Origin of the sequence: Massilia horti, from assembly GCF_004614195.1 — a bacterium.
Lineage (GTDB): Bacteria > Pseudomonadota > Gammaproteobacteria > Burkholderiales > Burkholderiaceae_D > Telluria > Telluria horti.
Genome location: NZ_SPUM01000045.1, coordinates 23,557 through 49,607 on the forward strand (window position 1 = coordinate 23,557; position 26,051 = coordinate 49,607).

At 63.2% G+C, this 26,051-nt stretch carries 24 protein-coding genes and 1 tRNA gene; 17 read left to right on the plus strand and 8 right to left on the minus strand.

Translation table 11 applies throughout. The annotated features are described in order from the left end of the window. Positions 1-38 precede the first annotated feature (38 nt). The 3 genes from E4O92_RS07590 to E4O92_RS07600 form a co-directional block, all read right to left on the minus strand. Positions 39-1,343, minus strand: a complete 1,305-nt coding sequence (locus tag E4O92_RS07590; protein WP_135189157.1) for a dicarboxylate/amino acid:cation symporter — start codon at positions 1,341-1,343, stop codon at positions 39-41. A 182-nt stretch (positions 1,344-1,525) separates the two neighbouring features. After that, on the minus strand, positions 1,526-2,830 hold the full coding sequence (locus E4O92_RS07595) for a dicarboxylate/amino acid:cation symporter (RefSeq protein ID WP_135189158.1): 1,305 nt from the start codon (positions 2,828-2,830) through the stop codon (positions 1,526-1,528). 119 nt (positions 2,831-2,949) lie between these two features. After that, a complete protein-coding gene (locus tag E4O92_RS07600; protein ID WP_135189159.1) occupies positions 2,950-3,633 on the minus strand; it encodes a DJ-1/PfpI family protein in 684 nt (227 codons plus the stop codon). Positions 3,634-3,717: 84 nt separating this feature from the next. Between E4O92_RS07600 and E4O92_RS07605 the strand changes: the two genes are divergently transcribed. Beyond that, positions 3,718-4,692 carry a GlxA family transcriptional regulator gene (locus E4O92_RS07605; protein ID WP_135189160.1) on the plus strand — a complete coding sequence of 325 codons (975 nt, stop codon included), beginning with the start codon at positions 3,718-3,720 and terminating at the stop codon, positions 4,690-4,692. Between the two features lie 319 nt (positions 4,693-5,011). Here E4O92_RS07605 and E4O92_RS07610 read toward each other — a convergent pair whose 3' ends face one another. Both E4O92_RS07610 and E4O92_RS07615 read right to left on the minus strand, forming a co-directional pair. Then, the gene (locus tag E4O92_RS07610; protein WP_135189161.1) at positions 5,012-6,292 is read right to left on the minus strand and encodes a metal-dependent hydrolase family protein; all 1,281 of its coding nucleotides are present in this window, start codon (positions 6,290-6,292) and stop codon (positions 5,012-5,014) included. Between the two features lie 88 nt (positions 6,293-6,380). Continuing rightward, complete coding sequence (locus tag E4O92_RS07615; RefSeq protein WP_229483140.1) at positions 6,381-7,163, minus strand: 3-hydroxybutyrate dehydrogenase; 783 nt, start codon at positions 7,161-7,163, stop codon at positions 6,381-6,383. Between the two features lie 138 nt (positions 7,164-7,301). Between E4O92_RS07615 and E4O92_RS07620 the strand changes: the two genes are divergently transcribed. The 6 genes from E4O92_RS07620 (at position 7,302) to E4O92_RS07645 (ending at position 13,376) form a co-directional block, all read left to right on the plus strand. Then, the gene (locus E4O92_RS07620) at positions 7,302-8,180 is read left to right on the plus strand and encodes an alpha/beta fold hydrolase (protein WP_135189163.1); all 879 of its coding nucleotides are present in this window, start codon (positions 7,302-7,304) and stop codon (positions 8,178-8,180) included. A 23-nt stretch (positions 8,181-8,203) separates the two neighbouring features. Beyond that, entirely contained in the window at positions 8,204-8,554 is a 351-nt protein-coding gene (locus tag E4O92_RS07625; protein WP_135189164.1) for a RidA family protein, read from the plus strand. Between the two features lie 4 nt (positions 8,555-8,558). Then, positions 8,559-10,805 carry a RelA/SpoT family protein gene (locus E4O92_RS07630; protein WP_135189165.1) on the plus strand — a complete coding sequence of 749 codons (2,247 nt, stop codon included), beginning with the start codon at positions 8,559-8,561 and terminating at the stop codon, positions 10,803-10,805. Positions 10,806-11,007: 202 nt separating this feature from the next. Beyond that, positions 11,008-11,799, plus strand: a complete 792-nt coding sequence (locus tag E4O92_RS07635) for an MlaE family ABC transporter permease (RefSeq protein ID WP_229483142.1) — start codon at positions 11,008-11,010, stop codon at positions 11,797-11,799. Between the two features lie 18 nt (positions 11,800-11,817). Next, a complete protein-coding gene (locus E4O92_RS07640) occupies positions 11,818-12,747 on the plus strand; it encodes an MlaD family protein (protein WP_135189167.1) in 930 nt (309 codons plus the stop codon). Further along, positions 12,744-13,376, plus strand: a complete 633-nt coding sequence (locus E4O92_RS07645) for a hypothetical protein (protein ID WP_135189168.1) — start codon at positions 12,744-12,746, stop codon at positions 13,374-13,376. Before E4O92_RS07640 ends, E4O92_RS07645 begins: the two co-directional genes overlap by 4 nt. 31 nt (positions 13,377-13,407) lie before the next feature. Here E4O92_RS07645 and aqpZ read toward each other — a convergent pair whose 3' ends face one another. The 3 genes from aqpZ to E4O92_RS07660 form a co-directional block, all read right to left on the minus strand. After that, positions 13,408-14,151, minus strand: a complete 744-nt coding sequence (gene aqpZ, locus E4O92_RS07650) for an aquaporin Z (protein ID WP_206076831.1) — start codon at positions 14,149-14,151, stop codon at positions 13,408-13,410. Between the two features lie 416 nt (positions 14,152-14,567). Beyond that, positions 14,568-15,485: a cation diffusion facilitator family transporter gene (locus E4O92_RS07655; RefSeq protein ID WP_135189170.1), complete on the minus strand. Its 918-nt coding sequence runs from the start codon at positions 15,483-15,485 to the stop codon at positions 14,568-14,570. Between the two features lie 123 nt (positions 15,486-15,608). Then, positions 15,609-16,685: an HAF repeat-containing PEP-CTERM protein gene (locus E4O92_RS07660; RefSeq protein WP_167759727.1), complete on the minus strand. Its 1,077-nt coding sequence runs from the start codon at positions 16,683-16,685 to the stop codon at positions 15,609-15,611. A gap of 217 nt (positions 16,686-16,902) precedes the next feature. Here E4O92_RS07660 and E4O92_RS07665 point away from each other — a divergent pair. The 10 genes from E4O92_RS07665 to E4O92_RS07710 all read left to right on the plus strand — a co-directional run bounded on the left by E4O92_RS07665 (position 16,903) and on the right by E4O92_RS07710 (position 25,957). Beyond that, positions 16,903-16,979, plus strand: a tRNA-Val gene (locus E4O92_RS07665). A 210-nt stretch (positions 16,980-17,189) separates the two neighbouring features. Further along, the gene (thrS, locus tag E4O92_RS07670; RefSeq protein ID WP_135189172.1) at positions 17,190-19,100 is read left to right on the plus strand and encodes a threonine--tRNA ligase; all 1,911 of its coding nucleotides are present in this window, start codon (positions 17,190-17,192) and stop codon (positions 19,098-19,100) included. 10 nt (positions 19,101-19,110) lie between these two features. Beyond that, positions 19,111-19,656 carry a translation initiation factor IF-3 gene (gene infC, locus E4O92_RS07675; protein WP_267873783.1) on the plus strand — a complete coding sequence of 182 codons (546 nt, stop codon included), beginning with the start codon at positions 19,111-19,113 and terminating at the stop codon, positions 19,654-19,656. Positions 19,657-20,104: 448 nt separating this feature from the next. Then, a complete protein-coding gene (rpmI, locus tag E4O92_RS07680; RefSeq protein WP_056135342.1) occupies positions 20,105-20,302 on the plus strand; it encodes a 50S ribosomal protein L35 in 198 nt (65 codons plus the stop codon). 23 nt (positions 20,303-20,325) lie between these two features. After that, a complete protein-coding gene (rplT, locus tag E4O92_RS07685) occupies positions 20,326-20,685 on the plus strand; it encodes a 50S ribosomal protein L20 (protein ID WP_135189174.1) in 360 nt (119 codons plus the stop codon). A gap of 132 nt (positions 20,686-20,817) precedes the next feature. Beyond that, positions 20,818-21,834, plus strand: coding sequence for a phenylalanine--tRNA ligase subunit alpha (pheS, locus tag E4O92_RS07690; RefSeq protein WP_135189175.1), 1,017 nt, complete (start codon positions 20,818-20,820; stop codon positions 21,832-21,834). Between the two features lie 29 nt (positions 21,835-21,863). Then, entirely contained in the window at positions 21,864-24,290 is a 2,427-nt protein-coding gene (pheT, locus tag E4O92_RS07695) for a phenylalanine--tRNA ligase subunit beta (RefSeq protein ID WP_135189176.1), read from the plus strand. 109 nt (positions 24,291-24,399) lie between these two features. Continuing rightward, positions 24,400-24,756: an integration host factor subunit alpha gene (locus E4O92_RS07700; RefSeq protein WP_135189200.1), complete on the plus strand. Its 357-nt coding sequence runs from the start codon at positions 24,400-24,402 to the stop codon at positions 24,754-24,756. Between the two features lie 9 nt (positions 24,757-24,765). Further along, positions 24,766-25,173, plus strand: coding sequence for a MerR family transcriptional regulator (locus tag E4O92_RS07705; protein ID WP_135189177.1), 408 nt, complete (start codon positions 24,766-24,768; stop codon positions 25,171-25,173). Positions 25,174-25,324: 151 nt separating this feature from the next. Continuing rightward, on the plus strand, positions 25,325-25,957 hold the full coding sequence (locus E4O92_RS07710; RefSeq protein WP_135189178.1) for a response regulator: 633 nt from the start codon (positions 25,325-25,327) through the stop codon (positions 25,955-25,957). Positions 25,958-26,051: the final 94 nt, after the last annotated feature.

The following is a 26,051-nucleotide window of genomic DNA, read 5'->3' on the forward strand; positions in this document are numbered from 1 at the left end:
GGGCGAACCCGGCTTTAGATCGAGGAGGAGAGCTGCGCTCAGGCCACCTCTTTGCGCTCTGGGAACAGTTCCTTGTCTTCTTCCAGATGCGAGGGGTGCGCCAGTTCACGCTTGAGTTGGTCGTGGTTGAGTTCGCCCTCCCACTTGGACATTACCACCGACGCCACACCGTTGCCGATGAAGTTGGTCAGTGCGCGGCATTCGCTCATGAATTTATCGACGCCCAGGATCAGGGCCATGCCGGCCACCGGGATCGTCGGCACCACCGCCAGGGTCGCTGCCAGCGTGATGAAGCCGGCGCCGGTAATGCCCGATGCGCCTTTCGAAGTGAGCATCGCCACCAGCAGGATCGCTAGTTGCTGGATGAGCGTCAGGTCGGTATTGGTCGCCTGGGCCACGAACAGCGCGGCCATCGTCATGTAGATGTTGGTGCCATCCAGGTTGAACGAGTAACCGGTCGGTACCACCAGGCCCACCACCGATTTCGAGCAGCCCAGCTTTTCCATCTTGCGCATTAAGGCCGGCAGGGCACTTTCCGACGAGCTGGTGCCCAGAACGATCAGCAGTTCTTCCTTGATGTACGAGAGGAAGCGCAGGATCGAAAAGCCGGTGAGCCTGGCAACAGTGCCCAGCACGATGAGCACGAACAGTGCGCAGGTCAGGTAGAACGAACCGATCAGCTTGCCCAGCGGCAGCAGCGAAGCGATGCCGTATTTACCGATGGTGAAGGCCATCGCGCCGAACGCGCCGACCGGGGCGACTTTCATTACGATGCCGACGATGCCGAAGATCACGTGCGACAGGTCGTCCACGAACTTGGTGATCGGGCGGCCGCGTTCGCCGAGCAGCGACAGCGCGACGCCGAACAGGATCGCGATCAGGAGCACTTGCAAAATGTCACCCTTGGCGAACGCATCCACGAAGGTGCTCGGGATGATGTTCATCAGGAAGTCGACGGTCGACAGCGACTTGGTCTTGGCCGTGTATTCGGCAATCGCGTGGGTGTCGAGGGTTGCCGGGTCGACGTTAAAGCCCGCGCCGGGCTGGATCAGGTGGGCGACGACCAGGCCGATTGCCAGCGCAAAGGTCGAAATCACTTCAAAGTAGAGCAGGGCCTTGGCGCCGACCCGGCCGACCTTCTTCATGTCCTGCATGCCCGCAATGCCCGCCACCACCGTACAAAAGATGACTGGGGCGATGATCATTTTGATCAGTTTGATGAAGCCGTCTCCCAATGGCTTCATCTTTGCGGCAAGACCGGGGTCGAACACGCCGAGCAGGACGCCGACGATAATGGCGAACAGCACCTGTAGGTACAGGACTTTATAGAGCGGTTTTTTCATGGCACTTAGACCTGCGCGATTGGTAATGAGCGTGGATCATTACGCAAGCGGTCGGGGTCGGTTATTGTGAAAAACCCCCGCACGTGCTGCTGATGCCATTTTAGAGTGCGCGCCCGCGGCGGTCGCGCACCGTACAAAAAAAATGCCGGGCGAACCCGGCTTGAGTGAGGAAGGTGCCGTGCTCAGGCCGCCTTTTTGCGTTCTGGGAACAGTTCCTTGTCCTCTTCCAGATGCGAGGGGTGCGCCAGTTCACGCTTGAGTTGATCGTGGTCGAGTTCACCCTCCCACTTAGACACCACCACCGACGCCACGCCGTTGCCGATGAAGTTGGTCAGCGCACGGCACTCGCTCATGAACTTGTCGATACCAAGGATCAGTGCCATGCCGGCGACCGGGATCGTCGGCACCACCGCGAGCGTGGCCGCCAGCGTGATGAAGCCGGCGCCAGTGATGCCCGATGCGCCTTTCGAAGTGAGCATCGCCACCAGCAGGATCGTCAGTTCCTGGGTCAGCGTCAAGTCGGTGTTGGTTGCCTGGGCCACGAACAGCGCGGCCATCGTCATGTAGATGTTGGTGCCGTCCAGGTTGAACGAGTAGCCGGTCGGAACCACCAGGCCCACCACCGATTTCGAGCAGCCCAGCTTTTCCATCTTGCGCATCAAGGCCGGCAGGGCGCTTTCCGACGAGCTGGTGCCCAGTACGATCAGCAGTTCTTCCTTGATGTACGAGATGAAGCGGAAGATCGAAAAGCCGGTGAGCTTGGCGACGATGCCCAGCACGATGATCACGAACAGTGCGCAGGTCAGGTAAAACGAACCGATCAGCTTGCCCAGCGGCAGCAGCGAGCCCAGGCCGTATTTGCCGATGGTGAAGGCCATTGCGCCGAACGCGCCGACCGGGGCGGCTTTCATCACGATGCCGACGACGCCGAAAATCACGTGCGACAGGTCGTCCACGAACTTGGTGATGGGACGGCCGCGTTCGCCCAGCAGCGACAGCGCGACCCCGAACAGGATCGCGATCAGCAGCACTTGCAGGATGTCGCCCTTGGCGAACGCATCCACGAAGGTGTTCGGGATGATGTTCATCAGGAAGTCGACGGTCGAGAGCGACTTGGTCTTGGCCGTGTATTCGGCAATCGCGTGGGTGTCGAGCGTTGCCGGGTCGACGTTAAAGCCCGCACCGGGCTTGACCAGGTTGGCGACGATCAGGCCGATCGCCAGCGCGAAGGTGGAAATCACTTCGAAGTAGAGCAGGGCCTTGCCGCCGACGCGGCCGACCTTCTTCATGTCCTGCATGCCGGCAATGCCGGCCACCACCGTACAGAAGATAACTGGTGCGATGATCATTTTGATCAGTTTGATGAAGCCGTCTCCCAATGGCTTCATCTTGGCGGCAAGACCGGGGTCGAACACGCCGAGCAGGACGCCGACGATGATGGCGAACAGCACCTGCACGTAGAGGACTTTATAGAATGGTTTTTTCATGGCACTTGAACATGCGCTATTGGTAATGAGCGTGAATCATTACGCAAAGAGCCGGGGTCAGCTATTGTGGAAAACCCCAACCCGCACCTGCGTCTGCTGCCATGTTGGAATGCATTCGCTTACTCGTGTGGAGACAGCAGCTGGACTCGTTTCATGACTCTCGCAACCCGGTCACCCAGCAGCGCTTGCAAGCGGGCCACTCGTTCCGGCCCCGCAGCTTCGGGTGAGCCGCAGGCGAATGGCGGCTGCGGATCGTACTCGAAAGCCAACTGCAGCGTCTTTGCCACCTCCTCGCCCGCGAGTTCGGCGGCGAGCGCCAGGCCGAAGTCGATCCCGGCTGTCACGCCGCCGCCGGAAATCCGGTTACGATCGCGCACAACGCGTTGGGCCACCGGCACCGCGCCGAAGTGGGGCAGAAGTTCGCGCCACATCCAGTGGCACGCGCAGCGGTAACCGCGCAGCAGTCCTGCGGCGCCCAGCACCAGTGACCCATTGCAAACCGAGGTCACGTATTTCGCTTGCGCCCCCTGCCGGCGCAGGAAGCCAAGCGTCTCTTCGTCGTCGAGCAGGCATTCGATGCCGAATCCGCCAGGGACGCAGAGGACGTCCAGCTGCGGGCAGTCGGCGAAGGTGCTCGTCGGGTTGATGGTGAAACCGATGTCGGTCGCCACCGGGTCATGCGACTTCCATAGCAGGTGGACCTGTGCGCCGGGGACGCGCCCGAGGATTTGCGCAGGCCCGGTCAGGTCCAGCTGGGTCACTTGCGGGAACAGCAGAAAACCAAGGTGGCAGGATGTGCTCATGTTCAGGCTCCGGAGGTGGTGAGGAACCCATTCTAGGAATGGACATGATTGGCAGCAAAGACAAACTCTGGTTAAATTCTGCCAATGAAAACACCCGGGAATGTCGCGCTGCTGGTCTTTGATGGAATCCAGATCCTGGATGTCACGGGGCCCGCCGCCGTCTTCGCCGCAGCCAACGATGCGGCAGGCAGTCAGTGTTATCGCGTCCACATCCTGTCGGCGCAAGGCGGCCCCATCACCAGCAACAGCGGGGTGGTGCTGCATACGGAACCACTGTGCGGCCTGGCGGCTGGCACGGTCGATACGGTTCTTATCGTCGGCGGCGACAAGGAAGGTCTCAAGGCTGTGACGCAGAACGAGGAAGTGCGTGCCTGGATGGTGCAGGCGAGCGCCGGGGCGCGGCGCTATGGCTCGATTTGCACCGGCGCATTCGTGCTGGCCGCGTTCGGACTTGTGCGCGGCAAACGCGTGGCCACCCATTGGGAAGCGACTGCCGTGCTGGGCCGCCGCTATCCGGACCTGGAGGTCGATGCCAATGCGCTGTACGTCGAGGATGGCCGGGTCTGGACTTCGGCCGGCGTCACAACCGGCATCGACATGTGCCTGGCGCTTGTGGCGCGCGACCTTGGCGACCGTGTGGCGAACGCCATCGCGAAGCGCCTGGTGCTGTACGCGCGGCGCCCCGGTTACCAGTCCCAGTTCAGCCCCGTGCTGGCGGCCCAGGCCAGGGCGAATTCCGCGTTTTCGGCATTGCTGGACTGGATTCTCGCGCACATAGCCGAGCGTTTGGACGTGGCCCGCCTGGCCGAACGGGCCGGTATGTCGCCCCGTAACTTCCACCGCCGCTTTGCGGAGGCGGTCGGTGAAACGCCGGCCCGCTTCGTCGAGACGCTGCGCCTGGATTATGCGCGCCACCTTCTGGAGGCAAAGACTTCGTTGAAGGAGATCGCGGCCAAGACCGGCTTCGCGAACCAAGCGCAGTTTTCCAAGGCATTCGTGCGCCGCTTCGGCGTCAGCCCGGGGCTGTTTCGCGAAATTCATGGTGGCGCAGGAGCGTGAGTTTCCGACAACGGAAAAGCCCACGGCGCACAAGTGAACGGTATTTGGGTCTGACCATTTTTTGCACGCGGTTCGCGAACATGGCGTGTGGAGCGGCGGCCGCAAGCGACGTAGGGTGCGCACCTGTGCGCACGCGGTTCGCGAAAGTGGCGTAGTGGAGCGGTAGCCGCGAGCCGGCGCGGTGACAGGAGTGCGCATTCGGCCACACGCCGAGCAAACTCTGCTCAACCGTACCCCGTGCGCACAGGTCCTCGGCGGCCCCGCGCCCCCCTACAATCTTCGGTTTGCGTTGCGTGTCGCGCGTGCGGCCAACCGACCGTCAAGGCCGGCGATAAACTGTCCCGCCTTTCATCACGAATCCGACCTTGCGCAGTGCCGTGATGTCCGCGGTCGGGTCACCATCGACCGCGACCACGTCGGCCAGCATGCCTTGCTTGAGCTGACCGAGGTCCTTGGCCTTGTCAAGGATCTCCGCAGCGACCACGGTCGCGGCGCGCAGCGCTTCGGTGGGTGTCATGCCCAGGCGGACCATCCACTCCAGTTCGCGCACGTTGGTGCCGTGCGTGAAGACGCCGACATCGCTGCCGTTGCCGATCACGACGCCAGCCTTGCGCGCGGTCTGGAATGCGCGCGCCGCTTGCTGCATCCCTGGAGTCGGCGCGCCGCCGCGCACGTGTTTTTGAAAATACTCGCCAATCGCTTCCGGCGCCGTCAGGGTCGGGATGTAGGCCGTCTTGCGCTCTGCCATGAGCTTGAACGTGGCTTCCGACGCGCCGTAGCCGTGCTCGATCGTGTCCACGCCTGCCAGCACCGCCATCCGGATCGCCTCGTCGCTGCTCGCGTGCGCGGCCACCTTGCGGCCGGTGACGTGAGCCGCCGCCACCATCGCCTTCATCTCCTCCAGGGTAAAGGTGGGGCGGGTGCTGCCGTCGATGCCGGTGCGGTAGTCGGCGTAGAACTTGATCCAGTCCGCGCCGTGCGATGCCTGCTGGCGCACCGCCTTGACCGCCTCGTCGACGCCGGTCGCTTCCTGCGCGCCGTAGGGCAGTTCCATGTCGGGGCGGTAGTTGCGTTCGGCCGGACCGTAGCTGGCGGTCGCGACAATGGCCTTGGTCGCCACCAACAGGCGCGGCCCGGGCACGATGCCTTCTTCGATGGCGCGCTTGATGCCGACGTCGTCGTAGCCGGCGCCTTCGGTGCCCAGGTCGCGCAGGGTGGTAAAGCCGGCCTGCAGCGTATCAAAGGCGTGCCGCACCGCACGCGCCGTGCGATAGGCCGGCGCTTCCTTGATCACCTGGTCGTCCCAGGTGGTTTCGTTGTAGGGGTGAAGCAGGACGTGCGAATGCAGGTCCATCAGGCCCGGGATCAGGGTCTTGCCCGGCAAGCTGAGCTGCTGCGCATCCGCCGGGATCGTCATCTTGCCGGCCGGGCCGACGGCCTGGATGCGGCCCTGGTCCACCAGCACTGCCCAGCCCGCATGCGGCGCGCCTTCGCCGGTCCAGACCCGGTCCGGGGTGAGCAGCACCGGAGCTGCCTGCGCGGCCGCGGCCGCAATCATGGTCAGGGTGCCCAGCAGGAGATTCTTGGCCCAGGTCCGCATGGTCGTCTTCTCAAAAGTTGTGAAGACGCAATCATAGCGGACTCCCGAGAGCTCGTCTGTAATGACGTGCAGGCGCCGGGGAAGCAGCTTATTGCGCCGTCCAGCCCCCGTCCACGTTCCAGGCCGCGCCGCGCACCTGGTCGGCGGCCGGGCTGCACAGGAACACGGCGAGCGCGCCCAGTTGCTCCGGCGTAACGAATTCGCCGGACGGCTGCTTTTCGGCCAGCAACTCCTTGCGCGCCTGGTCGGCACTGATGCCTTCGCGCCCGGCACGGTCATCGATCTGCTTTTGTACCAGCGGAGTGAGCACCCAGCCCGGGCAGATCGCGTTGCAGGTGATTCCACTGTGCGCGTTCTCCAGCGCGGTCACCTTGGTCAGTCCCACCAGCCCGTGCTTGGCCGCCACGTAGGCGGATTTGCCGGCCGAGCCGACCAGGCCGTGTGCCGAGGCCAGGTTGATGATGCGGCCCCAGTTCCTTTTCTTCATCCCTGGAAGCGCCAGGCGCGTGGTGTGGAACGCCGAGGTCAGGTTGATCGCGATGACCGCGTCCCAGCGGTCGACGGGGAAATCCTCGACGTTGGCCACGAATTGGATGCCAGCATTATTGACCAGGATGTCGACGCCGCCGAATTTGTCGGTCGCGAACTGCATCATCGCCTCGATCTCGGCCGGCTTGGACATGTCGGCATTGTGGTAAGCCGTCTGGACGCCGAATTCTTTGCCGACGTCGGTATAAAGTTTTTCGATCTGGCGTGCATCGCCAAAGCCGTTGAACACGATGTTGGCCCCGTGTTCGGCCAATGCGCGCGCCATTCCCAGGCCAATGCCGGAGGTCGAACCGGTGACGAGCGCCGTTTTACCGCTTAACATGCTGGATTTCATTGCGTCCTCTTTAGGTGGGTGATCGGGTGCGTGGCGCAGAATTGGTAGAATTCTAATCGCAACGACCGCTAAAATGTGCGGTTGCGGTATTGTGGAAGAACGAATTTTCGTCAGTTGGAGCAGTGGATGACCGAGGCAAGACTCAATAGCGTCGTGTGCAGCTCGCCCGCGGGCCTGCACCGGGTCGCATACAAGGAATGGGGCGACCCGGCCAACCGGAACGTGCTGGTGTGCGTGCATGGCGTCACCCGCGTGTCCGACGACTTTGACCAGTTGGCGCAGGCGCTGTGCGACCGCTACCGCGTGGTGGCGCCGGATATTGCGGGCCGCGGCCGGTCCGATCCGCTTAAGAGGGCCGGGTTGTATTCGCTCGACCAGTATGTGAACGACATGGTCACGCTGATCGCGCGCGTCACCGCCAACGACGCCCAAGGCAGCGTGCACTGGTTCGGCACGTCGATGGGCGGGCTGATCGGCATAAAGCTCGCGGCACTGGAAGGCACGCCGATCCGCAAGCTGATCCTGAACGACATCGGCCCGGTGCTGAACCAGGAGGCCATGCAGCGCATTGGCGATTACATCGGCCAGGACCTGCGCTTTCCGACCTTCGAGGCCGGCGAGCAATTCGTGCGCCGGGTGTCGGTGTCGTTCGGCGAGCACAGCGAAGAGGAATGGCACAAGCTGGCCAGGGACGTGCTGCGCCAGCAGCCGGACGGCCAGTGGGTGCGGCACTACGACCTGGCGCTGGCGCAGCCGTTTCGGGCGATGACGCTTGAGCGCGCCGAGCTTGACGAGGCCGAGCTGTGGGCCGCGTACGACGCGATCCGCTGCCCGACGCTGCTCGTGCGCGGCGCGCAAAGTGACCTGCTGACGCATGAGACCGCGCTTGAGATGACACGGCGCGGACCCAGGCCAAGGCTGGTCGAGATTGCAAATGTCGGCCACGCCCCCACATTCATCCACGACGACCAGATCGCGATCGCGCGAGAATTTTTAACCGGCTGAGAAGCCGCAAATTGAAAGAAACCATGGAAATCAAACGACTGCACGTTGGCAAGCGCCTGTCCGAAATCGCCGTTCACAACGAGACGGTGTACCTTGCCGGGCAGATCGCCGAAGACACCACGCAGGACATCGAAGGCCAGACGCGCGAGGTGCTCGGCCATGTCGACCGCCTGCTTAACGAAGTGGGCAGCGACAAGACCTGCATCCTGACGTGCCAAATCTACATCTCCGACATGGCGCACTTCGCGGGCATGAATGCGGTGTGGGACGAGTGGGTGCCGCAAGGGCACACGCCGCCGCGCGCCACCGTCGAAGCCAAGTTGGCCAACCCCGCCTGCCTGGTCGAGATCTGCATCACCGCCGCACTGCGTTAATCCGATGGTTTCCACCGCCGCACTCGGCGACGCCACCACGTCGATGGTCCAGGGCCTGCGCCCGGAGGACGCCGCGCGCGTGCGCGCGGCGCTCGACTATGCAGGCGCGGCCTATGGCGAGCGCATAGCCACCTCCGGCCAGAACGCTTTCGAATTCTCGCTCGGCGTGGGCAGCGCCCTGGCTTTCCTGCGCAGCGACGCCGAGACCCGTATCGCCGGCCTGCTGTTCGAGCTGGCGCTGTTCGACCCGGGCGTAGCCGAAGGCCTGGGCGAGCGCTTCGGCACCGAGGTCGCCGACCTGGTGCTGGGCGTGCACCAGCTGATCCGCCTGCGCGACCTGACCGCGGCGCAGCAGCCGGTCGCCCGGGGCAAGAACGCGGCGCAGCAGATGGGCGCGCAGATCGAGACGCTGCGCAAGATGCTGCTGGCGATGGCCTCGGACATGCGCGTGGTGCTGGTGCGCCTGGCTTCGTGCGTGAGCACGCTGCGCTACTTCGCCGACATCAAGCGTTTTGACCCAGACACGCATGCCTACGGGCGCGAGGTGCTTGACCTGTACGCGCCGCTCGCCAACCGGCTCGGAATCTGGCAGCTCAAGTGGGAGCTGGAGGACCTGGCTTTCCGGTTCATCGAACCGGAGACCTACAAGCGCATCGCCAGGATGCTCGAAGAGAAGCGCATGGCGCGCGAGGGCTTCGTGGCATCGGCGATCGAACGCCTGCAGCGCGAGCTGGCGGCGGCCGGAATCAAGGCCGAAGTAACCGGTCGGCCGAAACACATCTACAGCATCTGGAACAAGATGCGCGGCAAGGAGCTCGACTTCTCCGAGCTGTACGACGTGCGGGCATTTCGCGTGATCGTGTCCGACATCAAGGCCTGCTACACGGTGCTGGGGCTGGTGCACAACATCTGGACCCCGATCCTGCAGGAGTTCGACGACTACATCTCGCGCCCCAAGCCCAACGGCTACCAGTCGCTGCACACGGTGGTCACCGCCGAGGACGGGCGGCCGCTGGAAGTGCAGATCCGCACCCAGGAGATGCACAACTTCGCCGAGTACGGGATCGCCGCGCACTGGCGCTACAAGGAGGATGGCGGCTCGAACTTCAAGAGCCAGAAGTACGACGAGAAGATTGCCTGGCTGCGCCAGCTGCTGGCATGGAAGAGCGACGTCGCCGACGCGGTCGCCGAGCACGATGGCGAGGCGGCCGAGAAGGAATGGGTCGAAAAGCTCAAGGCCACCACGCTGGACGACCGCATCTTCGTGCTCACGCCGCAGGCGCGGGTGCTGGAACTGCCGGTTGGCGCCACGCCGATCGACTTCGCCTACCACCTGCACAGCGAGATTGGTCACCGCTGCCGCGGCGCCAAGGTCGACGGCGTGATGGTGCCGTTAAATACGCCGCTCAAGAACGGCCAGACGGTCGAGATCATCACCGCCAAGGGCCAGGCCGGTAGCAGCGGCCCGTCGCGCGACTGGCTCAGCGCGGGATACGCGGCCAGCAACCGCACGCGCACCAAGATCCGTGCCTGGTTCCACGCGCTGGAGCAGGCAGAGACCCTGGCACAGGGCCGGGCGCTGGTCGAAAAGTCGCTGCAGCGCGAGGGCAAGACCGCGGTCAACCTGGAGGCGCTGGCGCACAAGCTGGGCTTTCCCAAGCTCGACGACCTGTTCATCGCCGTGGGCAAGGAAAAGTTCAGCCTGCGCCATGTCGAGGCCGCGCTGCACGAGACCGTCGTGGCACCGCCTGTCGATGACGAAGTCGTCCTGAACAAGAGCCGCGCCTCGAGCGTGGAGCAGGGCGCCAAGTCGGGCGTGCTGGTGGTGGGCACCGAAGGGCTGATGACCCAGCTGGCCAAGTGCTGCAAGCCGGCGCCGCCCGACCCCATCGTCGGCTTCGTCACGCGCGGCAAGGGGGTATCGATCCACCGGCTCACCTGCAAGAATTTTGCCGAGATGAGCGCCAGGAACCCGGAGCGCGTGATCGAAACCGCGTGGGGCGCGGCAGAGATGGATACGGTGTACCCGGTCGACCTGTTCATCATGGCGGTGGACCGCCAGGGCCTGCTGCGCGATATTTCGGAGGTGTTCTCGCGCGAGAAGATCAACGTGATCGGCGTGAACACGCAAAGCTCCAAAGGGCTGGCGCGCATGATCTTCACGGCCGAGATTCGGGCGACCGAGCAGCTGAACAAGGCGCTGGCCGCGATCGGCGAGGTCGCCGGGGTGCAGGAGGCGCGCAGACAGTAGGCGTGTGCCGCTGCTTTCGTAGGGGGCGCGGGGCCGCCGAGGACCTGTGCGCACGCGGTTCGCGAACGCAGCGTAGTGGCGCAGTAGCCGCAAGCCGGCTTACGCTGACCGCGTGCGCACAGGTGCGCACCCTACGCCCTCCGGCAAGCCGTACCGAAATTCGCCAGACACTAATTCCAGAAACATGCTACACACCGCCCCAATGACAATCCGTCCGCGCCTCCTGGCGGCTCGCCTGCTGCGCTACCTGCACAGCTGGTGGTACACGCTGCACCTTGGCGCCGTGGCGCTGGTGATGGCGTTTTCGCCGTCGACCTACAACCGCGAAAACCGGCTGGCCACGTCGCGCTATATCTATGCCAGCACCTGGCAGGTGCTGCCCTGGTTCACGGTGCTGTCGGCGCTGGTCAGCCTGGTCATCATCCGCATCGTGCTGGTCACCGCGCGCAGTTACGGCCTGTCGTTCTACGCGCTCGAGATGGTGGTGCGGGTGCTGGTGCTGGAACTGATTCCGCTGTCGGCGGCGATGTTCGCCGCGCTGCGCGCCGGGATGGCGTTCGATGCGGCCGCCATCGGCCTGGCGCGCGAGGGCCTCCCGCAGCCGGCCGCGAGCAGCGAAGCGCTGCGCCGGTTGCGGCGCGACCTGGTGCCGCAGGTGATCGCCAACGCATTCGCGGTGCTGAGCCTGGCGATGATCAGCAGCACGATCGTGCTGGTGCTGGCCTACCTGAACATCTACGGCCTGTCGCCGTGGGGCCTGACCGAGTACACGCGCACTGTCGGCCGCGTGTTCGATCCGGTGGTCACGATCAGCTTCGTGCTCAAGACCGTGCTGTTCGGGCTGGCGGTGGCGGTGATCCCGACCGCCGCCATTCTCGAACTGGCGCGCTATCCGGCGCGGCGCGCGTCGACCGTGCAGCCGGGCGCGCTGCGCCTCTTGTTCGTGCTGCTGCTGATCGAGGCCAGCTCCCTCGCCATCAAGTACACCATCTGATCCAACCAAAGGCAAACCATGATTGAACCCACATCCGACGAACCCCGGCACGTTGAGGCCAAGGCCGTGTCCCTGCTGGTGGTGGTCGGCGCCCTGATCGTCGCTTTCGTGCTGTATGTGATGTACGCGCGCGGCGTGTTCGAACCGACCCAGAGCCTGATACTGGTGGCGGACGACTCGGAAGGCGTGATTCCCGGGATGGACATGACCTTCGCCGGTTTTCCGATCGGGCGCGTGCGGCAGGTGGAGCTGGGGCCGGACGGCAAGGTCCAGATCCGGGTCGACGTGCCGAGCAATGACGCCAAATGGCTGCGCGTGTCGAGCGTCTTCACGCTTGAGCGCAGCATCGTGGGCGAGACGCGACTGAAGGCGTTTTCCGGCGTGCTGACCGATCCGCCGCTGCCGCCGGGCGCGCATCGCACCGTCCTGCGCGGCGACGCTTCGGCCGAGATTCCGCGCCTGGTGTCGACCGCGCGCCAGGTACTGGAAAACGTGGAGACGATGACACGCGAGGACTCGCACATCAATTCGACGCTGGCTCACGTTGACGTGTTGACGGGGCGCCTGACCGGCAAATATGGCGTGTTGGGCGGCACGCTCGGCGGCGACGAGGAGGCGCGCAAGTTCCTGCAGACGCTGGATCGCGTGAACGACCTGCTGAACAAGGCGGACCAGCGCGTGTTCGGCAAAAGCGGCTTGATGGACGAGACCCAGGCCTCGATCAGCCAGCTTAACGGCCTGCTGCAGGACGCCCGCGGGACCCTGAAGCAAGCCGATGCGGTGCTGGCCGAGGCCCAGGCTATTGGCGCGAATGCGAAGGTGGCCACGCAGGACCTGGGCAGGCTGCGCGGCGAAGTCGACGCCAGCCTGCGCAAGGTCAATCGCCTGGTCAATGAAATCAACAGCAAGTGGCCTTTCGCTCGCGACACGGAGATCAAACTGCCATGAGAAAACTAGCCTGGGTTGCCATCATCCTGCTCAGCGCCTGCGCCAGCAAGCCGACGCCGCCGTCATGGCAGCAAAACGCGCACGATTCACTGGGCGCTTTTACCGACGCCTACCTGGCGGGGGACAGTGCGGCAGCAAGCGTCGAGTTCGCGCGCGCCCGCAGCGATACCGCGAGCACCGGCCGCCCTGATCTGGTCGCGCAGGTGGAGCTGGTGCGCTGCGCCGCCCAAGTGGCCAGCCTGGTATTTGACGGGTGCCCGGGTTTTGCCGCGCTGGCGCCCGATGCGACGCCCGCGCAGCGTGCCTACGCGGCCTATTTGTCGGGGAACTGGCAGGGGCTGCAGCCCGGCCTGCTGCCGGAGCAGCACCGCAGCGTGGTGGCCAACGGGAGCCTGGCAGCGGTCGGCGACCCGCTGGCGCGCATGGTCGCGGCCGGGGCGCTGTTCAAGGCCGAGCGCATCACACCGGCAGATATCGGCAAGGCGATCGACACGGCATCCGGCCAGGGCTGGCGCCGTCCGTTGCTGATGTGGCTGGGCGTGGCGGCCAAACGGGCGGAGGCGGCTGGTGACACTGCCGCGCTGGCGCAAATCCGGCGCCGGATCGAGTTGGCCTCGGGCGAACGCTGACCCGAGGCCATTCGCAAGCGCGGCGGGGCGCTTACGGGTGCGCCGGGCGCCACCCCGGTTCCTGCTGGCCGACCATGGTCGGCTCGACCTCGCGCTCGAGCAGGTAATGGTAGACCAAACCGGCAATTCCTCCACCGACCAGCGGGGCGATCCAGAACAGCCATAGCTGCGCGACTGCCCAGCCGCCGACGAACACCGCCGGGCCGGTGCTACGCGCCGGGTTGACCGAGGTGTTGGTGACCGGAATGCTGATCAGGTGTACCAGCGTCAGTGCCAGGCCGATTGCCAGGCCGGCGAAATTGACTGGTGCGCGGATATTGGTAGAGCCGCAGACGACCAGCACGAACATGAAGGTCATCACCAGTTCCGATACGATCGCCGCGGCAAACGAGTAGCCTCCCGGCGAGTGATCGCCAAAGCCATTGGCGGCAAAGCCGCCGGCCACGTCGAAGGCGGGGCCGCCATTGGCGATGGCGAACAGGATGGCGGCCGCGACGATCCCGCCGATGACCTGGGCGATGAAATAGGGAATGACGAGCGTGCCCGGGAAGCGCCGCGCGGTCCACAGCCCAAACGTGACGGCCGGATTGAAGTGGCCGCCCGAGATCGGCCCGAGCGCGTACCACCCGGTCAGCATCGCCAGCCCGAAGGCGAACGCGACACCGGCCAGGCCCACCCCGGTCTCGGGGAATCTCGAGGCCAGGACGGCACTGCCGCAGCCGCCAAGGACAATCCAGAAAGTGCCGAAGAATTCGGCCAGCAATTTGCGGAACATGAGCATTTCCTCCAAAAAAGCGAGCACTGAAGCGACGCGTGACGCGCACGCCCTGTCGCACTTCGCATTCTAGTCACCGCGCTTCTCGTTGAAGCAAGCTGAAGGCCGAGGAAATTTTAATTTGTCATGCCCGGTTCGCTTGGAGGACGTTTCCAAAGGCTATATATCACCGCCAGGTGCGGGAATCTCGTGTCGATCGCGCCACTGCTTGGCCCGTCGTTCCCGGCATTGCCGGAAACGACTTCCCGCGCAGGCGGGAACAGCGCACTGGCGCTGTTCCCCCCATAGATCGCGTGCTACACCCCAGGTCAACGAGAGCGGAACCTGTTCGGATATGGCCCGCTCAGTATGGCCCCCCGCCTTCGCGAGGGCGACGTGGTTATGCAGCGCAGTCGCGCAAGGTTTGCCGAGCGAGACTAGTCGTGTGTCTCCGGTTGCAGCGTAATATGGTCGATCCCATGCTTGTCGAGCAACATTTGCCGCACCGCCTGGAGCACGGCGGGCCATTCCCCCAGGTCACGGATTTCGAGGTGGCCAATCAGGGCAGGATTGCCGGGTGACATGTCCCACACGTGCAGGTCGTGCACCGACAGCACGCCGGGCACCGTCTGCAGATCCGCGCCGACCTGCAGGTAGTCAATCTGGTGTGGCACGCCTTCCATCAGGAAGTGGTAGGACTCGCGCAGGATGCCGGCGGTGGACCTGAGGATCAGCAGCGACACGAAAATCGACAGGATCGGGTCGATCCGCATCCAGCCGGTGAAATGGATGACGGCGCCGGCGACGATGGCGGCGACCGAGCCGAGCAGGTCGCCCAGCACGTTGATCATGGCGGCCCGGGTGTTGATACTCTGCTCGCCGCGCGAGAGCACGTAGGCGACGACGATGTTAATCGCCGCGCCGATCGCGGCGACCACCAGCACGGTGCCGCCCTGGACCGGCTGCGGGCTGGTCAGCCGGTGCCCGGCCTCGTAGACGATCCAGCTGACCAGTACCAGCATGGCCAGGCTGTTGACGAATGCCGCCAGCGCCTCGGCGCGCACGAAGCCGAACGAGTGGCGGGCCGAGGGCGGACGCTTGGCGATGACCTGCGCAAGCAGCGCCAGGCCGAGCGCGGCGGCATCGGTGAGCATGTGGCCGGCGTCGGAAATGAGCGCCAGGGAGTTGGACATGAAGCCGGTGACGGCTTCGACCACGGAGAACAGCAGCGTCAGGCCGAGCGCCAGCGCCATCGATTTCTGACTGCGCGACTCGATGACGTGGGCGTGGCGCGCGTCGCCGGCGAGGTGGGCGTGCAGGTGGGCGGAAGATTCTTGGGCTTGCTGGTTCGGCATGGGCGGTCGTGTCAGGGTACGCAAAACCGCAAAGTGTAAATGGGCGGCGTCCTCAAGGCTACTGCAAGTTTTGCAGAAAAGCCATTTCCGCCCACTCCGGACAGGTCGCCGCCTCGCGCGGGATCAGGCGCTTGCCGTCCGCCGCCTCTTGAAGCGGTACGCCAATCCGCCCAGCCCGGCAAGCAGCAGCGCCCAGGTGGACGGTTCCGGCACGGCGGTGAGCGGTTCGAGCAGTAGCATGCTGCAGCCGCCGCCCCCGGTCGGGCAGCCACTCACCAGAATCTGTCCGGCATCGTTGATGCCATAGGCATACATCAATGTCCAGTCATTGAGCCCCTGCACCATGTCGCTCAGGTCAAGCATTTGCCCGTTTGAATACAAAAATGCATGCAAGTCCCCGTTCGCCGTATTGCTGGCGCCGACGATCTGGCCATGGTTATTGATGGCATTTGCTCGGGAGATCGTGCCGCCGAGCGTTCCAAGGTCAAGTATCGTTCCCGCCGAATACAGGAAAGGGTGCTCATCCCTCGCAGTCCCGAACATGCCGACAATGTCGCCAGCGTCGTTGATCCCGTAAGCAAAGCTGTAATCGCCGCAGTACAACGAGCCAAGGTCTGTCGTAACGCCATTGCTATACATAAAAGCGTGCGACATATTGTTGGCGGAGAAATTGCCAACGACGACCCCTGCCGCGTTCATGTCGTACACCCGCCAGTCGGCGCCGCTGTTCAGTCCCAAATATTCGATTTGTCCATTCGCGTACACGAAGCCGACTTCGTTTTGGCCCTGCGGTCCATTGACGACGAGGGTGCCCGCCACCTGCCCGGAGTTGTTGACGGCATTTGCCTCGGCCCAGACGTGGGGCACCATTGGAATCGTGGTCTCCGTTCCGTTGTCATAGAAGAACACGTTGGGTTCGATGTAATCGTCCCGTGTCCCGAGAATGTAGCGTCCATCCGGGCTGATCACATTGAACATTGTGTTTGGGGTTGAATAGAGCGTAAGCTGGGAGTTCGACCAGATCGCCGCCTGCAAATCTCCGGGACTGTGGGGCGCCTCGACCGCGCCGACGACCTGTCCGTTGCTGCCGAGATAATGAGCACCGAAGTCTTTGGGAAGGAAGATCGGCGTGTATTGAATGTCTCCGGCCAGCGCGAACAGAGGCGCGGCCAGCAGGGGCAAAGCGAGCATCCTGAGCATTGCGTTCCTTGCGAACATTTGAGCCCTCCAGATGAAGTCGACGAATGGAATCACGATACCGTCGGGGAGCGCTCTTCAACCTGTGCGAGGTCACGCGAACTGCCGAGTACGCTTGGGGCAGGCGGCTCTTGCCGACCGCCTAATTGTTCCATAAATTCAACCTTTCGGTGTGTAAGCCTTGCGTCCTCCGGCGCGGGCCTCTATAATGGCGATCTACGGGCGGTTAGTTCAGCTGGTTAGAATACTTGGTCGACATCCAAGGGGTCGCAGATTCGAATTCTGCACCGCCCACCAGAACACTCAAAAGTAAGAGCGAGAAAGGCAGCCACGGTTATGACACCGCGAACTACAACGTTGTTGTGGGGGAATCGCTAGACGCGGTATGGTGTTCTTTTGCTCGACACACTGATAAAAACGCGCCTGGTGCGCGTTTTTTTTCGTCCAGAATTTTCAATCTTCCGAATTACCACTTAGCAGGCGCCGCGCGCCGATATGGAGAACAGTATGGTTCAAGTGCGACTTCCCGATGGTTCCGCCCGTCAATTCGACGGCCCGGTGACGGTGGCCCAGGTGGCGGCCAGCATCGGCACTAGCCTTGCCAAGGCGGCGCTGGCCGGCAAGGTCGATGGCAAGGTGGTCGACACCTCGTTCCTGATCGACCGCGACGTCGACCTGGCGATCGTCACCGACAAGGATCCGGAAGGGCTGGACGTGATCCGTCACTCGACGGCGCACCTGCTCGCGTACGCGGTCAAGGAGCTGTTCCCCGAGGCGCAGGTCACGATCGGCCCGGTCATCGAAAACGGTTTCTATTACGACTTCTCGTACAAGCGCCCGTTCACTCCGGAAGACCTGCAGGCGATCGAAAAGAAAATGGTCGAGCTGTCCAAAAAGGACGAGCCGGTCACGCGCAAGGTGCTGCCGCGCGACGAGGCCGTGGTGTACTTCAAGTCGATCGGCGAGGACTACAAGGCCGAGATCATTGCCTCGATCCCGCAGAACGAGGACGTGTCGCTGTACACCGAAGGCAACTTCACCGACCTGTGCCGCGGTCCGCACGTGCCCTCGACCGGCAAGCTGAAGGTGTTCAAGCTGATGAAGCTGGCCGGTGCCTATTGGCGCGGCGACTCCAATAACGAAATGCTGCAGCGTATCTACGGCACCGCCTGGACCAAGAAGGAAGAGCAGGAGCAGTACCTGCACATGCTGGAGGAGGCCGAGAAGCGCGACCACCGCAAGCTGGGCAAGCAGCTCGACCTGTTCCATTTCCAGGAAGAGGCGCCGGGCCTGATCTTCTGGCATCCGAAAGGCTGGACCGTCTGGCAGCAGGTGGAGCAGTACATGCGCAACAAGTACCAGGTCAACGGCTACAGCGAGGTCAAGGCGCCGCAGATCCTCGACGTGACGCTGTGGCAAAAGACCGGTCACTGGGACAACTATCGCGAGAACATGTTCACCACCGAGTCGGAGAACCGTTCGTACGCGCTCAAGCCGATGAACTGCCCGGGCCATGTGCAAATCTACAACGCCGGGCTGCGCAGCTACCGCGACCTGCCGCTGCGTTACGGCGAGTTCGGCCAGTGCCACCGCAACGAGACCTCGGGCGCGCTGCACGGGCTGATGCGCGTGCGCGGCTTCACCCAGGACGATGGTCACATCTTCTGCACCGAAGAGCAGATCGCCGCCGAAGTGACGGCCTTCCATGCGCAGGCGATGGAGGTGTATGGCGATTTCGGCTTCGAGAACATCGACGTGAAGATCGCGCTGCGGCCAAGTAACCGCATCGGCTCGGATGAGGTGTGGGACCAGGCCGAAGAGGCGCTGCGTTCGGCCTTGAAGAGCTGCGGCGTCGCCTGGACCGAGCTGCCGGGCGAGGGTGCGTTCTACGGCCCGAAGATCGAGTACCACCTGAAGGACAGCCTGGGCCGTCCTTGGCAGGTCGGCACGATGCAGGTCGACTTTTCGATGCCGGGCCGCCTGGGCGCCGAATATGTTGCGGAAGACAACACGCGCCGGGTGCCGGTGATGTTGCACCGTGCAATCGTGGGCTCCATGGAGCGTTTTATTGGTATCCTGATCGAGAACTATGCAGGTGCGTTGCCGCTGTGGCTGGCTCCGGTGCAAGTCGCCATCCTCAACATTTCAGATGCGCAAGCCGACTACGTGAAAGAGGTTGAGGCACGTCTGAAGAAGGCTGGATTCCGGGTGCACGCTGATTTGCGGAACGAGAAGATTACCTATAAAATACGAGAGCATTCCGTCCAAAAACTGCCGTACATTCTGGTTGTTGGCGATAAAGAGCGGGACGCTCAAACCGTGGCCGTCCGTGCACGTGGCAATGTCGACCTGGGCGTGATGTCCGTCGATGCGCTGGTGGAACGCCTCCGAGGCGAGGTCGAATCCAAGGCGAACTAAGCGGCCGAATATCCAACTTTTCAAAGGAAACAACATAGCTACTGACAAGCAGCATCGCATCAATGGCGAAATCACCTACCCGGAAATGCGTCTGAACGGGGTGAATAACGAGCCGCTGGGCATTGTGGGCCTGGCTGAAGCATTTCGTCTGGCCGAAGAGGCGAACGTAGACCTGGTGGAGATCGCGCCGAACGCGAGTCCGCCAGTCTGCCGCCTGATGGACTACGGTAAGTTCAAGTATTCGGAACAGAAGAAAGCGCACGAAGCCAAGCTCAAGCAAAAGGTCATCCAGGTCAAGGAAGTCAAATTCCGTCCGGGTACTGACGAGGGCGATTACAGCATCAAGCTGCGCAACCTCATCAAGTTCCTGGAGGATGGTGACAAGACCAAGATCACGCTGCGCTTCCGCGGCCGCGAGATGGCACACCAGGACATTGGCATGCGCATGCTCGAGCGTCTGCGCGGCGACCTGGAGCCGTATGGCCAGGTCGAGCAGTTCCCCAAGCTCGAAGGGCGCCAGATGATCATGGTGGTTGCGCCGAAAAAGAAGAAGTAAGCTTTCGCGTTTTCGCTGAAATTGCTCCGGGCCGGGCCCGGGCTGCGGGTGTCAACCTGTGGTCCGGGCCCGGTCTTATTTCATGTCGCGGCGTAGGGTGCGCACCCGTGCGCACGCGGCACGGGTGCGTACCAGCGCCCACGGCATACAACCGTACAGCGTGCGCACAGTACGTGTGCATTCTGGAGCCAACGACATTCAAACGTACCGCGTGCGCACAGGTCCTCGGCGGCCCCGCGTCCCCTACGAATGCCGAATCACCCCCTATATTGTTTGCCCTGGACTGTGCTACAATCCGCGTTTCCTGTTTGTAGAAACAGGTTGTAGTGGAGCGTCGGCACCCCGCGCATCCGCTGCAAGACAAGTGAAAGCAGGCATCTAAGAGCAGCAAAGGGCTGCCACCTGCAATCCTGTCAGCTATGGAGCTGCCCGTAACGGGCAGATGACTATGCCAAAAATGAAAACCAAAAGCTCCGCGAAGAAGCGTTTTCGCGTGCGTCCGGGTGGTACTGTGAAATCGGGTATGGCGTTCAAGCGTCACATCCTGACCAAGAAAACCACCAAAAACAAGCGCCAACTGCGCGGTACCCGTAACATCAATGCGTCCGACGTCCAAAGCGTCTACCGCATGATGCCGTCTGCTTAATCTCACATACCTAAGGAGCTACTATGCCTCGAGTAAAACGTGGGGTTACTGCACGTGCCCGTCACAAGAAGGTTCTTGAACTTGCCAAAGGCTACCGTGGTCGCCGCAGCAAAGTATTCCGTATTGCCAAGCAAGCAGTCATGCGCGCTGGCCAGTACGCATACCGTGACCGCCGCAACAAGAAGCGTGTCTTCCGCGCCCTGTGGATCACCCGTATCAATGCTGCTTCGCGTTCGCACGGCATGACCTACAGCGCATTCATGAACGGCCTGAAGAAAGCCGCGATTGAACTGGACCGCAAAGTCCTGGCCGACATGGCTGTGCATGACAAGCCGGCATTCGCCGCGATTGTCAATGCGGCTAAGGCAAAGCTCGCTGCCTAAGCGATTCTTTGCAAATGTAATACCAGCGCCGGCTGTACCGCGGCGCTCGAGAAGCGGGGCAGAGGGTCACACCTGTGCCCCGTTTTTGATTGTGGCGTCGAAAAGGCCACCTGAAAGACAGGAACAGAACACATGAACTCGCTGGAAGAACTCGTCGTCTCGGCCCAGGCTGACTTCGAGGCCGCGCTGGATGCCGCGGCCCTGGAAAACGCAAAAGCGAAATACCTGGGCAAGACTGGCCAGGTGACCGAACTGATGAAGGGCCTCGGCAAGCTCGACCCTGAACAGCGCCGCGCACAGGGCGCCCTGATCAACGTGGCCAAGGGCCGGATCGAACAGGCGCTGCTTGATCGCCGCGATCAGCTGGCGAACGCGCAGCTGGAAGCGCGCCTGAACGCCGAGGCGATCGACGTCACGCTGCCGGGCCGCGGCCGTTCGATGGGCGGCATCCACCCGGTGATGCGCACCTGGGAACGTGTCGAGCAAATCTTCCGCTCGATCGGTTTCGACGTGGCCGACGGCCCCGAGATCGAGACCGATTGGTTCAACTTCACTGCGCTGAACAGCCCGGAAAACCACCCGGCGCGTTCGATGCAGGATACCTTTTATATCGAGGGTGACGACAGCACCGGCAAGCCGCTGCTGCTGCGCACCCACACCAGCCCGATGCAGGTTCGCTACGCGCGCACCCACACGCCGCCGATCAAGGTGATCGCGCCGGGCCGCACCTACCGCGTCGACAGCGACGCCACCCATTCGCCGATGTTCCATCAGGTCGAGGGGTTGTGGATCGGCGAGGACATCAGCTTTGCCGACCTGAAGGGCGTATACCTGAACTTCGTGAAAGCCTTCTTCGAGACCGAAGACCTGCAGGTGCGCTTCCGCCCGTCGTACTTCCCGTTCACCGAACCGTCGGCCGAGATCGACATCGCGTTTGGCAGCGGCCCGCTCAAGGGACGCTGGCTGGAAGTGTCGGGCGCCGGCCAGGTGCACCCGACGGTGGTGCGCAACTACGGCCTGGATCCCGAGCGGTTCATCGGCTTCGCGTTCGGCTCCGGCCTTGAGCGCCTGACGATGCTGCGCTACGGGATCAACGACCTGCGCCTGTTCTACGAAGGCGACCTGCGCTTCCTGAAGCAGTTCAACTGACAATCCTCCTGCAGTAGAAGGCAACGAATATGCAATTTTCCGAAAAATGGCTCCGTACCATGGTCGATCCGAAGATGACTTCGGACGAACTGACCCACCTGTTGACGATGTCCGGCCTTGAAGTCGAAGAGGTCGAACCGGTCGCGCCGCCGTTTACCAACGTGGTGGTGGCCGAGGTGCTGGAAGTGACGCGCCATCCGAACGCCGACCGCCTGAACGTGTGCACCGTGAACGTCGGCACCGGCACCATGCTCAATATCGTGTGCGGCGCGCCCAACGTGCGCGCCGGGATGAAGGCGCCGTGCGCGATGGCCGGCGCGGTGCTGCCACCTAGCGCGGACGGCAAGCCGTTCGAGATCAAGGTCGGCAAGCTGCGCGGCGTCGAGTCGCAGGGCATGATGTGCTCGGCCAAGGAGCTGAAGATTTCGGAAGAGAGCAGTGGCCTGCTGGAGCTGCCGGAAGACGCGCCGGTCGGCCAGAACATCCGCGACTACCTGCTGCTCAACGACCTGAAGCTGACCATCAAGCTCACCCCGAACCGCGCCGATTGCCTGTCGGTGCTGGGCGTGGCGCGCGAAGTGTCGGCCCTGACCGGCGAGCCGCTGTCGGTGCCGACGGCGCGCAAGGTGGAGGTCACGCTTGACGAAGTGCTGCCGGTGACCATCAGCGCGCCAGACCTGTGCGGCCGCTTTACCGGCCGCGTGATCCGCGGCCTGAACGCCCGGGCCGCCACGCCCGAATGGCTCAAGCGCCGCATCGAGCGCAGCGGCCAGCGTTCGGTGTCGGCCCTGGTCGACATCTCGAACTACGTGATGCTGGAGCTGGGCCGTCCGTCGCACGTGTTTGACCTGGCCAAGATGCACGGCGGCCTGGATGTGCGCTGGGGCCGCAAGGGCGAAGAGCTCAAGCTCCTGAACGGGAACACGGTGCAGGTGGACGAGACGGTGGGCGTGATCGCCGACGCCGCCCAAATCGAATCGCTGGCCGGCATCATGGGCGGCGATTCGACCGCGGTGACGCTGGACACCACGGACATCTACCTCGAGGCCGCGTTCTGGTGGCCGGACGCGATCCGCGGCCGCGCGCGCCGTTACAACTTCTCGACCGACGCCGCGCACCGCTTCGAGCGCGGGGTCGACTACGCCACGACCGTGGAACACATCGAGCGCCTGACCGCGCTGATCGTGGAAATCTGCGGCACGCTTGACACCAAAGTCGGCCCGGTCGACGACCAGGCGGTGAACCTGCCAAAGCGCGAACCGGTGAGCATGCGTACCGCGCGTGCGGCGCAGGTGATTGGCGTGCCCCTGACCGACGCGGTGGTGGCCGATGTGTTCACGCGCCTGCACCTGCCGTTCACCTGCGAGCCCGGTGTTTTCCACGTGACCGCGCCCTCGTACCGCTTCGACATCGAGATCGAGGAAGACCTGATCGAGGAGGTCGCGCGCGTGTACGGCTTCGAGAACATCCCGGCGCTGCCCCCGAAAGCACCGTCGGCGATGCTGATCGAGCCGGAGAACACCCGTTCGCTGTTCGCGATCCGCCACCAGCTGGCCGACCTGGGCTACCAGGAGGTGGTCAACATGAGCTTCGTGGAAGAAGCCTGGGAGCGCGACTTTGCCGCCAACGACCAGCCGATCCGCCTGCAAAATCCGATCGCGAGCCAGATGAGCGTGATGCGCTCGATCCTGATCGGCAGCCTGGTCGCCAACGTGCGCTACAACTTGAACCGCAAGGCGGGCCGGGTGCGCGTGTTCGAGGTGGGCGCTGTGTTCCGGCGTGACCCGAAAACCTGCGACGGCCCGCTGTCGGTCGCCGGCATCGACCAGCCCAAGCGCGTGGCGGCGATTGCCTACGGCCCGGCGCTGGACGAGCAGTGGGGCGCGGCTTCGCGTCCGGTCGACTATTTCGACGTCAAGGGCGACCTGGAAGCGCTGTTCGCGCCGCGCCAGCTGCGCTTTGCCAAGGCCACGCATCCGGCGCTGCATCCGGGCCGTTCGGCCGTGATCGAGATCGACGGCAAGCCGGTCGGCGTGATCGGCGAACTGCATCCCCGCTGGCTGCAAAAGTACGAGTTGCCGCAGGCGCCGGTGCTGTTCGAGGTCGACGCCGAGGCGCTCTCCACGCGCGTGGTGCCGCGGCATGCCGAGATTTCGAAGTTCCCGGGCGCCACGCGCGACCTGGCGCTGGTGGTCAAGCAAGATGTCGCCGCGCAGGACGTGCTGGACACATTTGAGGCCGCGATCAAGGCGCACCCGTTGGGTAATATCGTGCAAGCCGTTGTTTTATTTGACGAATATCGCGGCAAGGGATTGCAACAAGATGAAAAAAGTCTTGCGTTCCGCTTTAGCTTGCAAGATACTCAGTCGACATTGCAGGACGAAGCCGTCGAGACCGTAATGACCGCGCTGGCGCGCTCTGCAATAGAACAACGCGACGCGCGTCTGCGCGCATGACCACTCCAAAACGAACGTTTTGAACTGAAGGCAGGGCTTCAAAATTAACAACAACGACGTTGATTCGACCGTACTCCAGGAGGCGCTTGCGGCCGACTTGCATCGTGCGATGCAGGTCGCCCGGGTACGGCGGGAAGCGGAAAAGGAACTGCCGACCCTGACCAAGGCCGAGCTGGCCGAACTGCTGTTCGAGCAGGTCGGCCTGAACAAGCGCGAGGCCAAGGACATGGTCGAGACCTTCTTCGACGAGATCCGCAATGCGCTCGAGCGCGGCGAGGCAGTCAAGCTGTCCGGCTTCGGCAATTTCCAATTGCGCGACAAGCCGCAGCGGCCTGGCCGCAATCCAAAAACCGGGGAAGAGATCCCGATCACGGCGCGCCGCGTCGTGACTTTCCATGCCAGCCAGAAGCTCAAGGGCATGGTCGAAGAGACCAGCCCGGCCCCGTCGATGGCGCGTGCTGCTTAATAGTTGCCAATGAACGACCGTCCGACCAAGATTGAACTGACCACATTGCCGCCGATCCCGGCCAAGCGCTATTTCACGATCGGCGAAGTCAGCGAGTTGTGCGGGGTCAAACCCCATGTGCTGCGCTACTGGGAGCAGGAATTCACCCAGCTCAAACCGGTCAAACGCCGTGGAAATCGCCGCTATTACCAGCACCATGAGGTGTTGCTGATCCGGCGGATCCGTGAGCTGTTGTACGAACAGGGCTTCACCATCAGCGGCGCCCGCAACAAGCTCGACAATCGTGGCAGCGAGCTGGCTGGCCCAGGCGAGGCACCCGTGGCCGAGCCGGCAGTTCCATGCATCGACAGCGACCAGCTGCGCACGGAGCTGCTGGGCATACTCGACCTGCTAAAACACGGTACCCGCACGGCCTGACGGACCCTGTGCTCAGGCATTCGTGCGCCTGTTGTACCGAAACGCCAGAGTGCTAGAATGTCTCTTGCAGTTTTTGCTGAAATAAGCGCGCAACCGAGCGTGCGGGTCAGCTTCGGTTCTTTCCTGTACTAGGGAAAACTAAGGGAAGACAATGATACGCGTTGCCATTTGTGACGATCACCAGATAGTTCGAGCAGGTTTCAAACAGATTTTTTCGTCGTCCAGCGAATTCGATGTCGTCGCCGAGGGCGCAACCGGGCGCGAAGCACTGGACATCGCGCGGCGCGAGATTTGCGACGTGCTCCTGCTCGACATTGCGATGCCGGACCAGAGCGGCATCGACATCTTGCGTACCATCCGCCAGGGCCAGCCCAACTTGCCGGTGCTGATCCTGTCCGGCTATCCGGCGCAGCAATACGCGCTGAACCTGTTCAAGATGGGAGCCAACGGTTACCTGAACAAGGAATGCGAAGCGGAAGAGCTCAAGACGGCGGTGCGCACCGTGCACCAGGGCCGGCGCTATGTCAGCTCGCAAGTGGGCGAACTGCTGGCGCAAAGCTTCGACCGCGATCCGAACACGGCGCTGCACACGGAACTATCGGACCGTGAATTCCAGGTGTTCCTGCGCCTGGCCAAGGGCGCCACGGTGTCCGATATCGGTACCGCCCTGTCGCTCTCGATCAAAACCGTGTCGACCTACCGTACCCGCATCATGGAAAAGATGGGCCTGCAGTCCAACAGCGACCTGACTTATTACGCCATGAAAAACAATCTGCTGGATTAAGCCCGCGCCTGGCGGGCGCACTGCGCGCGCCCATGCCACCCTCATCCCGCACCTGCGCACAGTTCAGCTTGCTTGACTGCCGGGGACCAAGTCC

Excerpts from the sequence above, each read along its gene's own strand:
- E4O92_RS07705 (WP_135189177.1), top strand. The coding sequence starts at position 24,766 with ATGAACGACCGTCCGACCAAGATTGAACTGACCACATTGCCGCCGATC.
- E4O92_RS07700 (WP_135189200.1), top strand. The coding sequence starts at position 24,400 with ATGCAGGTCGCCCGGGTACGGCGGGAAGCGGAAAAGGAACTGCCGACC.
- E4O92_RS07625 (WP_135189164.1), top strand. The coding sequence starts at position 8,204 with ATGGAAATCAAACGACTGCACGTTGGCAAGCGCCTGTCCGAAATCGCC.
- E4O92_RS07655 (WP_135189170.1), bottom strand. The coding sequence starts at position 15,485 with ATGCCGAACCAGCAAGCCCAAGAATCTTCCGCCCACCTGCACGCCCAC.
- rpmI (WP_056135342.1), top strand. The coding sequence starts at position 20,105 with ATGCCAAAAATGAAAACCAAAAGCTCCGCGAAGAAGCGTTTTCGCGTG.
- E4O92_RS07660 (WP_167759727.1), bottom strand. The coding sequence starts at position 16,685 with ATGCTCAGGATGCTCGCTTTGCCCCTGCTGGCCGCGCCTCTGTTCGCG.
- E4O92_RS07710 (WP_135189178.1), top strand. The coding sequence starts at position 25,325 with ATGATACGCGTTGCCATTTGTGACGATCACCAGATAGTTCGAGCAGGT.
- E4O92_RS07590 (WP_135189157.1), bottom strand. The coding sequence starts at position 1,343 with ATGAAAAAACCGCTCTATAAAGTCCTGTACCTACAGGTGCTGTTCGCC.
- aqpZ (WP_206076831.1), bottom strand. The coding sequence starts at position 14,151 with ATGTTCCGCAAATTGCTGGCCGAATTCTTCGGCACTTTCTGGATTGTC.
- thrS (WP_135189172.1), top strand. The coding sequence starts at position 17,190 with ATGGTTCAAGTGCGACTTCCCGATGGTTCCGCCCGTCAATTCGACGGC.
- pheS (WP_135189175.1), top strand. The coding sequence starts at position 20,818 with ATGAACTCGCTGGAAGAACTCGTCGTCTCGGCCCAGGCTGACTTCGAG.
- E4O92_RS07640 (WP_135189167.1), top strand. The coding sequence starts at position 11,818 with ATGATTGAACCCACATCCGACGAACCCCGGCACGTTGAGGCCAAGGCC.
- E4O92_RS07610 (WP_135189161.1), bottom strand. The coding sequence starts at position 6,292 with ATGCGGACCTGGGCCAAGAATCTCCTGCTGGGCACCCTGACCATGATT.
- E4O92_RS07620 (WP_135189163.1), top strand. The coding sequence starts at position 7,302 with ATGACCGAGGCAAGACTCAATAGCGTCGTGTGCAGCTCGCCCGCGGGC.
- E4O92_RS07605 (WP_135189160.1), top strand. The coding sequence starts at position 3,718 with ATGAAAACACCCGGGAATGTCGCGCTGCTGGTCTTTGATGGAATCCAG.
- E4O92_RS07630 (WP_135189165.1), top strand. The coding sequence starts at position 8,559 with ATGGTTTCCACCGCCGCACTCGGCGACGCCACCACGTCGATGGTCCAG.
- E4O92_RS07645 (WP_135189168.1), top strand. The coding sequence starts at position 12,744 with ATGAGAAAACTAGCCTGGGTTGCCATCATCCTGCTCAGCGCCTGCGCC.
- E4O92_RS07595 (WP_135189158.1), bottom strand. The coding sequence starts at position 2,830 with ATGAAAAAACCATTCTATAAAGTCCTCTACGTGCAGGTGCTGTTCGCC.
- E4O92_RS07600 (WP_135189159.1), bottom strand. The coding sequence starts at position 3,633 with ATGAGCACATCCTGCCACCTTGGTTTTCTGCTGTTCCCGCAAGTGACC.
- pheT (WP_135189176.1), top strand. The coding sequence starts at position 21,864 with ATGCAATTTTCCGAAAAATGGCTCCGTACCATGGTCGATCCGAAGATG.
- rplT (WP_135189174.1), top strand. The coding sequence starts at position 20,326 with ATGCCTCGAGTAAAACGTGGGGTTACTGCACGTGCCCGTCACAAGAAG.
- E4O92_RS07615 (WP_229483140.1), bottom strand. The coding sequence starts at position 7,163 with ATGTTAAGCGGTAAAACGGCGCTCGTCACCGGTTCGACCTCCGGCATT.
- E4O92_RS07635 (WP_229483142.1), top strand. The coding sequence starts at position 11,008 with ATGACAATCCGTCCGCGCCTCCTGGCGGCTCGCCTGCTGCGCTACCTG.